The sequence below is a fragment of the Jiangella mangrovi genome, assembly GCF_014204975.1.
Lineage (GTDB): Bacteria > Actinomycetota > Actinomycetes > Jiangellales > Jiangellaceae > Jiangella > Jiangella mangrovi.
This window is the reverse complement of the sequence record NZ_JACHMM010000001.1, coordinates 4,150,255-4,163,584: the sequence shown is the minus strand read 5'-3', so window position 1 is coordinate 4,163,584 and position 13,330 is coordinate 4,150,255. Positions and strand designations below refer to the sequence as shown.

The 13,330-nt window shown below is 70.6% G+C and carries 11 protein-coding genes; 6 read left to right on the top strand and 5 right to left on the bottom strand.

Going from position 1 to position 13,330, the window contains the following annotated elements; genetic code table 11:
- Nucleotides 1-20: 20 nt before the first annotated feature.
- Nucleotides 21-1,274 carry a glycerophosphodiester phosphodiesterase gene (locus HD601_RS19330; RefSeq protein ID WP_184824581.1) on the top strand — a complete coding sequence of 418 codons (1,254 nt, stop codon included), beginning with the start codon at nt 21-23 and terminating at the stop codon, nt 1,272-1,274.
- A 112-nt stretch (nt 1,275-1,386) separates the two neighbouring features.
- Here HD601_RS19330 and HD601_RS19325 read toward each other — a convergent pair whose 3' ends face one another.
- From HD601_RS19325 to HD601_RS19315, 3 genes are all read right to left on the bottom strand, one after another.
- The gene (locus HD601_RS19325; RefSeq protein WP_184824579.1) at nt 1,387-1,953 is read right to left on the bottom strand and encodes a hypothetical protein; all 567 of its coding nucleotides are present in this window, start codon (nt 1,951-1,953) and stop codon (nt 1,387-1,389) included.
- Nucleotides 1,954-2,236: 283 nt separating this feature from the next.
- Nucleotides 2,237-2,800 carry a DUF3800 domain-containing protein gene (locus tag HD601_RS19320; RefSeq protein ID WP_184824577.1) on the bottom strand — a complete coding sequence of 188 codons (564 nt, stop codon included), beginning with the start codon at nt 2,798-2,800 and terminating at the stop codon, nt 2,237-2,239.
- Between the two features lie 183 nt (nt 2,801-2,983).
- The gene (locus tag HD601_RS19315) at nt 2,984-3,547 is read right to left on the bottom strand and encodes a hypothetical protein (RefSeq protein WP_184824575.1); all 564 of its coding nucleotides are present in this window, start codon (nt 3,545-3,547) and stop codon (nt 2,984-2,986) included.
- A gap of 89 nt (nt 3,548-3,636) precedes the next feature.
- On the opposite strand from HD601_RS19315, the gene HD601_RS19310 reads away from it, so the two are divergent.
- From HD601_RS19310 to HD601_RS19295, 4 genes are all read left to right on the top strand, one after another.
- Complete coding sequence (locus HD601_RS19310; protein WP_221441118.1) at nt 3,637-5,094, top strand: RNB domain-containing ribonuclease; 1,458 nt, start codon at nt 3,637-3,639, stop codon at nt 5,092-5,094.
- Nucleotides 5,095-5,153: 59 nt separating this feature from the next.
- Nucleotides 5,154-6,137 carry a TIGR03885 family FMN-dependent LLM class oxidoreductase gene (locus tag HD601_RS19305; RefSeq protein ID WP_184824573.1) on the top strand — a complete coding sequence of 328 codons (984 nt, stop codon included), beginning with the start codon at nt 5,154-5,156 and terminating at the stop codon, nt 6,135-6,137.
- The gene (locus HD601_RS19300) at nt 6,134-7,753 is read left to right on the top strand and encodes an alpha-amylase family glycosyl hydrolase (protein ID WP_221441117.1); all 1,620 of its coding nucleotides are present in this window, start codon (nt 6,134-6,136) and stop codon (nt 7,751-7,753) included. Before HD601_RS19305 ends, HD601_RS19300 begins: the two co-directional genes overlap by 4 nt.
- A gap of 121 nt (nt 7,754-7,874) precedes the next feature.
- Nucleotides 7,875-10,043, top strand: coding sequence for a Xaa-Pro dipeptidyl-peptidase (locus HD601_RS19295; protein WP_221441116.1), 2,169 nt, complete (start codon nt 7,875-7,877; stop codon nt 10,041-10,043).
- An 88-nt stretch (nt 10,044-10,131) separates the two neighbouring features.
- On the opposite strand, the gene HD601_RS19290 is transcribed toward HD601_RS19295, so the two are convergent.
- Entirely contained in the window at nt 10,132-11,805 is a 1,674-nt protein-coding gene (locus HD601_RS19290) for a fibronectin type III domain-containing protein (protein ID WP_221441115.1), read from the bottom strand.
- A 253-nt stretch (nt 11,806-12,058) separates the two neighbouring features.
- Here HD601_RS19290 and HD601_RS19285 point away from each other — a divergent pair, with 253 nt between their 5' ends.
- Nucleotides 12,059-12,547: a hypothetical protein gene (locus HD601_RS19285; RefSeq protein ID WP_184824569.1), complete on the top strand. Its 489-nt coding sequence runs from the start codon at nt 12,059-12,061 to the stop codon at nt 12,545-12,547.
- Between the two features lie 19 nt (nt 12,548-12,566).
- Here the strand turns inward: HD601_RS19285 and HD601_RS19280 are convergent, their stop codons facing one another.
- The gene (locus HD601_RS19280) at nt 12,567-13,253 is read right to left on the bottom strand and encodes a DUF305 domain-containing protein (RefSeq protein ID WP_184824568.1); all 687 of its coding nucleotides are present in this window, start codon (nt 13,251-13,253) and stop codon (nt 12,567-12,569) included.
- Nucleotides 13,254-13,330: the final 77 nt, after the last annotated feature.

The following is a 13,330-nucleotide window of genomic DNA, read 5'->3' as shown; positions in this document are numbered from 1 at the left end:
GGTGATCGACAGTGGCGCGCATGACCCTTCTTCGCAGGATCTCCGCGGCCCTGGGCTGTGCGGTGCTGGGCGTCGTCGCGCTCGGCACGCCGGCCCCCGCCGGGGAGCCCGCCGCCCCTGTGCTGGTGATCGCGCACCGCGGTGCGTCGTCCTACCAGCCCGAGCACACGTTCGCGGCCTACGATCTGGCGATCGAGATGGACGCGGACATGATCGAGTGCGACGTGCAGATCACCGCCGACGAGCAGCTCGTCTGCCTGCACGACACCACGCTGAACCGGACCGCCCGCGACCCCGACACCGGGGCGCAGATCACCGGCCGGGTCGAGACGTACACGCTGGCGCAGCTGCGCGAGATGGACTTCGGTCGCTGGAAGGGCGCGCAGTTCGCCGGGCAGGAGATCGTGCCGCTGGCCGAGCAGCTGCTCTGCTACCGCACCATCAACCCACGGATGCGCTTCCACATCGAGACCAAGGACCCCGAGGGCTACGACGCCTCGATGGAGGAGCTGGTCGTCGAGCTGCTGGACCGCGTCGGCTACGTGCCCGATTCGCCGGCGTCGCCCGCGACCAGCCCGATCATCATCCAGTCGTTCTCCGGCGCCAGCCTGGAGCGGCTCAAGGCCGTGGCGCCGACGCTCCCGACGGCGTACCTCAGCACGCCGCCGGCGAACTGGCAGATCCCCGACGCGTACGACGCGCTGTCGCCGTCGAACGGCTACATCCGCAGCAACCCCGGCTTCGTCGACGCCATGCACGCACAGGGCAAGTTCGTCCACACCTACACCGTCGACGACCCCGCGATCATGGACCAGCTGCTCGACCTCGGCGTCGACGGCATCTTCACGAACAAGCCGGACGTGCTGCGCGAGCGGGTCGACGCGCGTGGCACCGGCGTGCCCGCCTCCGAGCGCGGCAACCCGTCCGAGTTGGCGCATGGATGCCCCGGGATCGCCGGCACGGTGAACTCCATCGAGGACGTCCCGCAGGTCCCGTCGATCACGTTCGCGCCGGGGCGTTCCGAGGTGCGGGCGGGGAGCACCGTCCCGGTCAGGTTCTCCACTGCGGCTTCGCTGCCGGGCGCGGTCTCCGGCACGCAGGTGGTCGTCGAGCGGCCCGACGGCGTCCGCGTCAGCCCGCGCGTGGTCACCCCCGCCGGTGGCGAGGAGCAGGCGATCGTCCGCACGGTACGTGGCCTGCCCGGCGACTACGACGTCATCGTCCTCGACGACACCGGCTGGGAGCTCGAGCGCGTCACCGTCACCGCGAGCTGAGCGCGATCTTGCTATACTCGTGAACGAGCTGGTCCCTCTGCGGTGGGATCGGAAGTGAGCCGAGGACCCCGGGGGGATACCCGGACCTCGGCTTCGCGCTTTCTCAGGACGGTCATCCCAGCCTGATTCGGATCTCGGCCAGGGTTCCCTCCACGAGTTCGCGGTAGGCCCCTTCGTGGCCTTCCGCTGCGCTGATGGCACCCGCCACTATGTCCGCTGCCCACAGCAACGGTTCCTCGCCAGGGCGCGCGTGCCCGATGCGGAGCTCTGGCGGGAGCATGCCACGGACCCGGAATCCACCGATCACATCGAGATCGCGCCGGTCCGAGACCTGGTTGCGGGACTCCAGCCAGACCTCGTCCACCCCGGCGGTCGCCAGCTCGAACAGCAACGCGCCCAGGCAGTGTCGTCGAGCCCGCTCCTGCCGGTCCGGCTGGACTGGTGTGCCGATCACCACCACGAGGAGGGCCGGTTGCGCGGCGACGAGCGCAGCGGCTGCGAGCCGGCTCGCGCGTCGTTCGTCGCGCCAGTGGAAGCGAGGGCCGCCGCGGGTGGGCAGCAGCGTGCACACGGCGTCGCGGACGGACTCGCCGTCGGCGGCGTCGAGCGCCACCGCGGCGAGCACGTAGACGCCGTCGTCGGTGCGGATCGACTCGTCGACGTAGGCCAGCCAGCTCACACCTCCTGTGGGTGGATTTCGCGGGCGGTTCGTGACAGCACCACGAGAGGCTGTGCGCGGCCGAGCGCGATCTTGCTACGTTCGTGACTGAGCCGGTCCCTCTGCGGTGGGATCGGAAGTGGGCCGAGGACCCCGGGGGTATACCCGGACCTCGGTTCCGCGCTTTCTGCCGCCGGTCGACGCTGATAGGCTGGAACGCGAAGCTGATCCTTCTGCGGTTGGATCGGAAGTGGGCCGAGGACCCCGGGGGTATACCCGGACCTCGGTTCCGCGCTTTCTGGGGTCAATCGAGCCGGATCGGGAGTTCGGTCAGTGCGCCGCTGATCAGCTCGCGGTAAGCCGGCTCACGCCCCTCCGCGGCGCTGATCGCGCCGGCGACGATGTCGGCCGCCCACAGCAGCGGCTCCTCGCCGGCCCGGACGTGATGGACCGGGAGGGCGGCTGGGACCAAGCCGCGTGATCGGAAGCGTGCGATGACCTCCGAGTCGCGGCGGTCGGCCACGGAGTTGCGAGACTCCAGCCGGACTGCCTGCACACCGGCCGAGCCCAGCTCGAACAGCAACACCTCCAGGCATTGCCGCCGAGCCCGCTCCTGCCGGCGTGGATCGACGGGGGAGCCGATGACGGCGACGGCCAGCACCGGTAGCCCGGCGATGACGCCAGCGGCCGCACTGCGCGCGTCCGGTAGCCGGTCGCGCCAGTGGAAGCGTCGTCCGGGACGCGGCTCCAGTGTCCGCATGGCGTCGCGGACGGACTCGTCGTCGGCGGCGTCGAGCGCCACCGCGGCGAGCACGTAGACGCCGTCGTCGGTGCGGATCGACTCGTCGACGTACGCCAGCCAGCTCACATCTCCTGTGGGTGGATTTCGCGGACGGTTCGTGACGGCACCACGAGAGGATGTCGGCTTCGCTTTCTGCCGCGGGTCGACGCTGATAGGCTGGAACGCGAAGCTGATCCTTCTGCGGTGGGATCGGAAGTGGGCCGAGGACCCCGGGGGCATACCCGGACCTCGGTTCCGCGCTTTCCGGGGTCAATCGAGCCGGATCCGGAGCTCGGTCAGGGCCGCGCTGATCAACTTGCGGTAAGCCGACTCACGCCCTTCCGCGGCGCTGATGGCGCGTGCGATCACATCCGCGGCCCACAGCAGGGGCTCCTCGCCGGGGCGGGCGTGGCCGATGCGCACGGTCGCAGGGATCATCCCGCGGACACGGAATCCACCGATGACGTCGAGATCGCGCCGGTCCGCCACGGGGTTACGTGTCTCCAGGCACACCTCGTCCACCCCGGCGGTCGCCAGTTCGAACAGCAGCGCGGCCAGGCAATGCCGTCGCGCGCGCTCCTGGCGGCGGGGGTCGACCGGCGCGCCGATGACCACGATCGGGATGACGGGAAGCTGCGCGAGGAGCTCGGCAGCCTGGACACGCTCGAAGTGCTCCTTGTCGCGCCAGTGGAAGCGTCGTCCGGGCCGGGGCTCCAACGAGCGCACGGCGTCGCGGACGGACTCGCCGTCGGCGGCGTCGAGCGCCACCGCGGCGAGGACGTAGACGCCGTCGTCGGTGCGGATCGACTCGTCGACGTAGGCCAGCCAGCTCACACCTCCTGTGGGTGGATTCCGCGGGCGGTTCGTGACACCCCCATGAGAGGCTGTCCACGGCCGAACGGAACGACGGGGGAGGACCGGCAGTGCCCAGACGTGTGGTGCGCCTGCGCGACGAGGTGTTGTCCGCCGACGGCGAGACGCTGCGGGCGGGCATCGGGGCGATCCAGGAGGAGCTCCAGGTCACCCCCACTTTCCCACCCGAGGTCGAGCAGGTCGCCCAGACGGCGGCCAAGAATCCCCGGCTACCAGAGCGAGACCGCACCGATCTGCCGTTCGTCACCATCGACCCGGCGTCGGCGCAGGATCTCGACCAGGCGCTGCACATCGAGCGGGGCAGCGGCGGCAACCAGGACGGGTACACCGTCTTCTACGCCATCGCCGACGTCGGGGCGTTCGTCGCGCCGGGCGACCCGGTCGACGACGAGGCGCACAAGCGGGGCGAGACGCTCTACGGCGCCGACTCGAAGGTCCCGCTCTACCCGAAGGCGCTCTCCGAGGACGCCGCCTCGCTGCTGGCCGACCAGGTCCGCCCGGCGCTGCTCTGGACCATCGAGCTCGACGGCGACGGCGACACCGTGGCGGGCCGCGTCGAACGGGCGCTCGTGCGCAGCCGGGCCAAGCTCTCCTACGAGGCCGTGCAGCAGCAGCTCGACCAAGGCACCGCCGACCCGGTCTTCACCCTGCTGAAAGAGGTCGGCGAGCGACGCCTCCAGAAAGAGGCCGAGCGCGGCGGGGTCTCGCTCCCACTGCCCGAGCAGGAGGTGCGCGTCGACGGCGACCACTGGTCGCTGGCATTCCGTCAGCAGCACCCGGTCGAGCAGTGGAACGCCCAGATCTCGCTGCTGACGGGCATGACGGCGGCGAAGCTGATGGTCGGCAACAGGACCGGCCTGCTCCGCACCCTCGCCCCCGCCGACCCCCGCGACGTGAAGCGGCTCCGCCGCACCGCCAGGGCGCTGCGCATCGACTGGCCCGAGAACCAGAGCTACCCGGAGTTCGTCCGTTCGCTCGACCCCGCCACGTCCAGCCACGCCGCCATGCTGGTCGCGTGCACGCGGCTGCTGCGCGGTTCCGGCTACGTCGGGTTCGCCGGCGAGCTGCCCGAGCACACCGGCCACTCGGCCATCGCCGCCGACTACGCGCACGTGACGGCGCCGCTGCGCCGCCTGGTCGACCGGTACGCGCTCGAGATCAGCGTCGCCCTCAGCAACGGCGACGAGGTCCCCGGCTGGGTCGTCGAGCGGCTCGGCGAGCTGCCGAAGACCATGCAGGGGTCGACGCGGCGGGCGAACCAGTACGAGCGGGCGGTGCTCGACCTCGTCGAGGCGGCCGTGCTGCGCGCGCACGTCGGCGAGAGCTTCGACGGCGTCGTCGTCGAGGTCGACGACCGCGACCAGCGCAAGGGCGACGTCACCATCCGCGAGCCCGCCGTCGAGGCGTCCATCCGCGACGACCAGAACCTGCCGCTCGGCACCGACGTCCGCGCCCGGCTCACCGCCGCCGACCCGCAGACCCGGACCATCCGCTTCGAACTGGCGTAGAACGCGGCCCGGCCGGGTAAGCGACGGGACACCATCGCAGCCCGGAAGGGGAACCCAGCATGCCCGTCGTCGGCTGGCACGCGTCGCACGAGCAGATCCCGCCGAGCCGCCTGCTGGCCGACGTCCGGCAGGCGGAGCAGGCCGGTTTCCAGGCGGTGTGGTCGTCGGACCACCTGGCGCCGTGGAGCGCGCGGCAAGGGGAGTCCGGCTTCTCCTTCGCCTGGCTCGGTGCCGCGATGGCAACCACCAACCTGCCGTTCGGCGTGGTCTGCGCGCCCGGCCAGCGCTACCACCCCGTCGTCGCCGCGCAGGCCGTCGCCACGCTGGAGGAGATGTTCCCGGGCCGGTTCGCCGTCGCGCTGGGGAGCGGTGAGAACCTCAACGAGCACGTCACCGGCGAGCCCTGGCCGGACAAGCCCACCCGCAACGCCCGCCTGCGCGAGTGCGTGGACATCATGAGAGCCCTGCTCGACGGCGACGAGGTCACCCACCGCGGGCTGGTCACCGTCGACCGGGCCAGGCTCTGGACCAGACCACCCACACCGCCGCCGCTCTATGCCACCGCCGTCAGCCCCGAGACCGCCGGCTGGGCCGCCGAGTGGGCCGACGGCCTCGTCACCGTCGGCCAGCCCACCGCCACGCTCGAACGCGTCGTCCACGACTTCAGGGCCAACGGCGGCGTCGGCAAGCCGCTCGCCGTCCAGATCCACGTCAGCTGGGCGCCCGACGAGGACGAGGCGCTCTCGATAGCCCACGACCAGTGGCGGACGAACGTGTTCTCGCCGCCGCTGTGCTGGGACCTCGCGACGGTCGAGGAGTTCGACGAGGCCGCCAAGCACGTCCGTCCCGACGACGTCCGCGGCAGCGTCCTCGTCACCGCCGACCTCGCCCGGCTCGCCGACCACATCGAACGCCTCGGCGAGCTCGGCTTCGGCACCGTCTACGTCCACCACGTCGGACAGGAGCAGGCCCGATTCATCGACGCGTTCGGCGAACGCGTCCTCTCAACGACGACGACGGCGACGACGGCGGTGACGGCGTGAGCCGCCGGCGCCGCGCGGCCGGCGACCTGTGGTGGAAGAACGCCGTCGTCTACTGCCTGGACGTCCAGACCTTCATGGACGGCGACGGCGACGGCTGCGGCGACCTCGCGGGCCTGACCGAGCGGATCGACTACCTCGAGGGCCTCGGCGTGACCTGCCTGTGGCTGATGCCGTTCTACCCGTCGCCGGAGCGCGACGACGGCTACGACATCGTCGACTTCTACGGCGTCGACGAACGGCTCGGCACGCTGGGCGCGTTCGTCGAGATGGTGCGGACGGCGCAGGACCGCGGCATCCGGGTCATCGTCGACCTCGTCCTCAACCACACGTCGCACCGCCACCCGTGGTTCGTCTCCGCACGCAAGGGCCGCGACGCGCCGTTCCACGACTTCTACGTCTGGAGCGACGACAAGCCGGAGGAGAAGCCGAAGGACCTCGTCTTCCCCGGCGAGGAGCGGTCGACCTGGGCGTGGGACGACCAGGCGCAGCAGTGGTACTACCACCGCTTCTACACCGAGCAGCCGGACCTGAACACGGCCAACCCCGAGGTCCGCGACGAGATCGCGCAGGTCGCGGGCTTCTGGCTGGCGCTCGGGCTCTCCGGCTTCCGCGTCGACGCGGTCCCGTTCATGGTCGAGGAGGCCGACGGCGCGACGGCCGGACGGCAGGAGCCGCACGAGCTGATCCGCGACCTGCGCGCCTACCTGACCCGCCGGCGCGGCGACGCGATCCTGCTGGGCGAGGTCAACCTGCCGCCGAAGCAGGCGCTGGAGTTCTACGGCGAGACCGGCGACGAGCTGACCATGGCGTTCGACTTCACCGTCAACCAGGCGCTGTACCTGTCGCTGGTCCGCGAAGACGCCGGGCCGCTCGGCAAGGCGCTGAAGGCGCAGCCGGACCTCCCCGACGACTGCCAGCGGGTGAACTTCGTCCGCAACCACGACGAGCTGTCGCTGGACCAGCTCTCCGACAAGGAGCGGGCCGAGGTGTTCGCCGCGTTCGGGCCGGAGCCGGACCTGCAGCTGTACGGACGGGGGATCCGGCGGCGGCTCCCGAGCATGCTCGACGGCGACGAGCGGCGGATCCGCCTGGTCTACTCGCTGGCGTTCTCGCTGCCCGGCACGCCGGCGCTGTTCTACGGCGAGGAGATCGGCATGTCCGAGAACCTCGACATCCCGGGCCGGCTCAGCGTGCGCTCGCCCATGCAGTGGTCGGGGGAGCGGCACGCCGGCTTCTCCACCGCCCCCGACGGCGCCCGGCTGGCCCGGCCGCTGCCCGCCGAGGTCACCGTCACCGTCGAGGCGCAGCGGCGCGACCCGGACTCGCTGCTGAACTGGATGGAGCGGCTGATCCGGCGGCGCAAGGAGTGCCCCGAGTTCGGCTGGGGCCGGCTGACGCTGATCGAGGCCTCCGGCCCGGTGCTGGCGCACCGCTGCGACTGGCAGGACCGCACCATCGTCGCCGTACACAACCTCTCTGGCAGGACGGCGTCCGTGAAGCTCCCCGGCGACGACGGCTGGGAACGGCTGACCGACCTGTTCGGCGCCGACGACGCCGTCCCCGGCGAGGACCTCGAGCTGGAGCCGTACGGGCACCGCTGGTTCCGCGCTCACTGACGCTGACGGCGTCCACCTTCTGTCGCGTTGACCTCGCTTGTCATGCGACAGGTGTCGGATGACATTGCACTGGCGCCCCACTAGGTTCCGAGGATTCCCGCTCTTCGAGGAAGGACCGCTCATGGCCCTGCGCGGAACCCGGACCAGAGCCGGCGCGGCACTCGCCGCCGCCGGCGTCTGTACCGCCGCACTGCTCACAGCCCACGGGGCGGCGGCCAACGCCGCCCCTGCGCCGGCACCCGCCCCCGCGCCCGCCGAGCCGACATTCGTGGACGGGCTCGCCCAGCCGGTCTTCACCGGACCGTTCATCCAGCAGGAGCTCTGGGTCGAGACGGAGTTCGACACCGACGGCGACGGCAAGCTCGACCGCATGCACGTCGACGTCACCCGGCCGGCCGAGACCGAGTCCGAGGGTCTCGACGTCCCGGTGGTCTACGAGTCCAGCCCGTACTACTCGGGCACGGCGAACACGAACTCCCGGTTCCTCTGGAACGTGTTCCACGAGCTGGGCGCAGTGCCGCCGCAGCGGCTCTCGCCGGAGAAGCTGCCGCCGGAGGTCCCGACCAACGAGGGCCCTCGGGCACCGGGCAGCACGAGCCCGCGGATCTCCACCAGCCAGGTCAACACGTGGGTGCCGCGCGGCTTCGCCGTCGTGCACTCCGAGTCGCCCGGCAGCGGCCTCTCCGAGGGCTGCCCGACGGTGGGCGCGCCGAACGAGTCGCTGGCGCCGAAGGCGGTCGTGGACTGGCTGAACGGCCGCGCGCGCGGCTTCACGAGTGTCGACGGTGACGAGGAGGTGCTGGCGGACTGGTCGACGGGCAAGGTCGGCATGACCGGCACGTCCTACAACGGCACGCTCCCGCTCGCCGCCGCGACCACCGGCGTCGAGGGCCTCGAGGTGATCATCCCGGTCGCGCCGAACACGTCGTACTACCACTACTACCGGTCCAACGGCCTGGTGCGGAACCCGGGCGGCTGGGTCGGCGAGGACATCGACTTCCTCTTCGACTACATCAACAGCGGCGACCTGGAGAAGCGGCAGTACTGCCGCGACACCGTCCGCGCCATGATGCAGGCCGAGCACGACCGCGTCACCGGCGACTACAACGACTTCTGGGCCGGCCGCGACTACCTCAACCAGCTCGACGACATGCACGCCGCCACGCTGATGGCGCACGCGTTCAACGACTGGAACGTCGTGCCCGAGCACAGCGTCCGCATCTCCGAGGCGCTGGAGGCGAAGGGCCTCACCGTCCAGGAGTACTTCCACCAGGGCGGGCACGGCGGCAACCCGCCCACCGACATGATGAACCGCTGGTTCTCGCAGTACCTCTACGGCCAGGACAACGGCATCGAGGACGACACGAACACCGCGCACATCGTCCGCAACGAGCTCGGCGGCAGCACGCTGACCGCGTACACCGAGTACCCGAACGCGGACGCGGCGCCGGTGACGCTGAACCTGCAGTCCGGCGGCGCGACGGCGGGCGGATTCTCCTCGCTGGCACTGGGCGACGACGCCACCGAGACGCTGATCGACGGCGGCGCCAACGCCTGCAACGCGGGCCTGCTGGCGACGGTGCCGTCGGCCGAGCGGCTGCTCTACACGACGCCGACGCTGACCGAGAACGTGCACCTCTCCGGCACGACGGAGGTGACGGTGCGCATGGCGGCCTCGAAGGCGCGGGCGAACCTGTCCGTCGCGCTGGTGAAGCTGCCGTGGACGAGTTCCAGTACCTGCACCGGCTCGACCCGCGGCACGACGACCAGCATCATCACCCGCGGCTGGGCCGACCCGCTCAACCGTGACTCGATCCGCGACGAGAAGCCGATCACGCCCGGGCAGTTCGTCGACGTGACGTTCCCGCTGCAGCCGGACGACCAGGTCATCCCGGCCGGCTCGCAGATCGGGCTGATGATCTGGTCGAGCGACGCGGAGTTCACGCTGCGCCCGCAGCCGGGCACCGAGCTGTCGGTGGACCTCGAGGGCACCACGGTGAACCTGCCGGTCGTCGGCGGCCCGCTGGCGCTGCCGATCTGCGGCGCCGAGGACACCCGCGGCACCGTCGTCATCGACGGCGTCGACACCGGCGTCCCGAACGCCGGCCTGGCCGGCACCTGCACCGTCAACGACCACGTCCTCGACGGCGAGGACTGGCCGAACCACGGTGACTTCGTCCGGCACACGACCGAGCTGGGCGACCAGCTCGTCGCGGCCGGGCTGATCAGCGGCCGGGAGCGCGGCGCGCTCGTCCGCACGGCCGCGCAGTCCGACGTCGGCAAGGGCTGACGACACTCACACGCAACAGAACGGCGGGCCGTCCCTTCCCGGGACGGCCCGCCTCTGTTCGTGTGGTGCGTGTTCCGTCAGCCGCGGGTCAGCGGTTGACGGTGATCTCCGGGCTGGTGATCTGCTGGTTCACGCTCTCGAGGTACACGACCTGCGTGCTCAGCTTCTTGGCCGACGACGGGAACCGCACCGGCGTCTCGAGGATGCGGCCGAGCTCGTCGGCCGTGACCTCGCCGACCAGGACGTCCTGGCCGCGCTCGACATTGCGGACGTAGACGTTCACCGTCTCGCCCGGGTCGTAGCCCCACGCCGAGACGTTGACCGTGCCCTTGAAGTCCACGTTCTGCACGTCGACCGCGACCTGCTCGCCGACGGTGTTCTCCGGCGTGCGGATCTCCTGGACGGTGCGCTCACCCGCGTCGTTCTTGCGGATGGTGACGCCGTCGTGGTGCTCACCGTTGGCGTAGCGGGCCTCGTAGGTGATGCTGTCGGCCGTGACGTCGATCATCTGGTAGAGCTGCATGTCCTCGCCGACGGACATCTGGTCGGCGCCGTTCTGCGTCCAGTTGGTGTCGACGGCGTCGTACATCTTGCCGCCGGAGACCGAGGTCGCGTAGACGGTGCTGTCGTGCACGGTCACCGACTTGCGCGACGACGTCACGCTGCCGCGGCCGTAGGTGTGGTCGTGGCCCTGCAGGACCAGGTCCACGCCGTACTCCTCGAACAGCGGGCCCCACTGCGCGCGGACGGTCGGGTTGTTCCGGCCGGACGCGACGGAGTAGACCGGGTGGTGGAACGTGACGACCGTCCACTTGTTCGGGTTGTCGGCGAGCTGCTCCTCCAGCCACGCGGTCTGCGCGGCCATGATCGGGGCGAGGCTCTGGACGTTGCTGTTCAGGCCGATGAAGCGCACACCCTGGTAGTCCACCGAGTAGATGGTGTTGCGCAGGGCGGCGTTCGTGGCGTCGTCACCGAAGTCCGGGCCGTTCGTGGGGAACGGGAACTGCGGCTGCCAGAACGTCGACAGCTGACCACCGCTGTACTCGTGGTTGCCGGTGATCGAGATGTTGTTGACCTGGCTGTTGATGAAGCCGTCGGCGGCGTGCCACTGGCCCCACTGCTCTTCGCTGTTCGCCGAGTCGATGAGGTCACCGGCGTTGACGATGACCTTCGCCTCCGGGCGGTCGGCGAAGGCCTGGCGGAACACGCGGGGACCGGCGGTGTCGATGTAGTTCTGCATGTCGCCGTAGTAGATGAACGAGAAGGGCTCGAACTCCGCCGCTGCGGTGGTGAAGTCGATCCACTCGCTCCAGTTGACGCCGTCGCCCACCCGGTAGGTGTAGCGGGTGTTCGGCTGCAGGCCGGTGAACTCCACCTGGTGGTAGACCGACGCGTAGCCCAGCGTGGTGTTGACCGGGTTGGTCGAGCTGGCGTTCACGGTCTTCAGCGAGGCGGCCGGGGCGACCTGGCCGAGGGCGACGGGCGCCTCGACGATCTGGGCCTGCGCGTACTCGCCGCCGACCTCGGACCGCCACGACACCTTCTGCGACGTCGCAGGGGTCGAGGTCGGGACCAGGATGATGCGGTCCGGCACGCCCGACGGCTCGTAGATCTCCGCCGCCGGAACCTTGACCGGGGGCTCGCTGTCGGCACCGACCGCTGCGGGGACGGCGATCAGGCCGCCACCGAGCAGCGCCGCGCCGACCGCGGCACCGGCCGCGCGACGGGACCGGAACGGCCCGCGCTTGCTCACGTCACTCACGTTGAGTCTCCTCCCAGGACACTCGAGAACGCTGCCGGGCAGGTCGCGCGGCAGTCTGCCCGATTCATCCAGATCTGCCGGTCGCGGCGAGGACGGCCAGTTCACGGCACGTTGACCCCGCGATGAACACCTGAAAACGATTCTCTTGATGCGACGGTGTCGCGCGTCCTGACGGCGAACGGCCATCATCGGGAGGGTTCGGGGGCACCTGCCGGACAGACGTCGTTCATCCGCGGGTGCCTACGATCCGGCCGTGCCCGTCTCTGTCGCCGGCCGCCGCCTGCTCGCGGCCGCCGGTCTCGCCCTGATCGCGCTGACGGCGTCCGGGTGCGGCGGGTCGGTCCACAAGGACGACACGTTCATCGACGCCGGCGTCACGGGCCTGCTGGACATCGAGGTCACGGAGTGCTTCTCCGACCCCGAGTACTCCGACTTCGCCGGCGAGGACGTCGTCGTCTACACCCCGTGCGTCGACGGCGCCGACAACCAGTCGTTCATGTTCGTGCACGCCCCCGACGCCCCGTGGGACCGTGACGCCGTCGCGAAACTCGGCTGGGACGAGTGCGGCAAGGGCTTCGAGCAGCAGTGGACCAGCCAGGACGAGTCCGGCCTCGACTACTACCCGATCCTCCCCACCGCCGAGACCTGGGCCGACGGCGACCGCGCCGTCATGTGCGCGGTCTACGACCCCGACGGCCGCCTGAAGGACTCCGTCCTCCCCGCCGCCGTCGTGGGGGAGTAGTTCGGTCACTCACGAGCCCTTAAGAGGCGGCGATCTCTGCCAGCAGGCTCTTCATCCGGGCGATCTCGATGCTCTGGTCGGAGTCGATGTGCTGGGCGAGCTGGAACAGCGCCGACTCCTGGCCGCCTTCACCGCCGGAGAGCAGCTCACTGACCATGAGCACCGCACCCTCGTGGTGGCGGATCATGTACAGGAGGAACAGCTCGTCGAAGTCCCGGCCGGTCGCGGCCTCCAGCCGGGCCAGGTCGTCGTCGGTGAGCATGCCGGGCATCGACTGGCCGTCCTCGCCGTGCTGACCGTGCTGACCGTGCTGACCGTGCTCGCCGTGATCGCCGGACGCGTCGGGGACGTCCTCGCCCCGGTTCTCCAGCCACTCTTCGAGCATGGCGATCTCGTCGCGCTGGGAGACGTCCATGCGCTCGGCCATCAGGGGGAGGTCGTCGCTACCGGTGCGTTCGGCGACGAGGTCGGTCATGACCAGCGCCTGCGCGTGATGCTGGATCATGCCGTGGACGAAGGCGACGTCGGCATCGGTGTACTGGGGCTGGTCCAGCCCGGCGAGCTCGCCGTCCGTGAGTGGTGTGCCCGTCTCGCCCGGCGGCCCGAGCTGGACGACCGGAGGTGGGTCCGCCTCGTCGTCGGACGTACACCCCGCGACGACGCCGGCCGCCAGCACGGCGAGGAGCGTTCGACGAGCGATCGACATCGGCGGCGACCTCCCTTTATGTCGGAAATGGGTGGATAGTAAGCATCCACAAGGATAGGGCCGGATCGGTTCCCTCG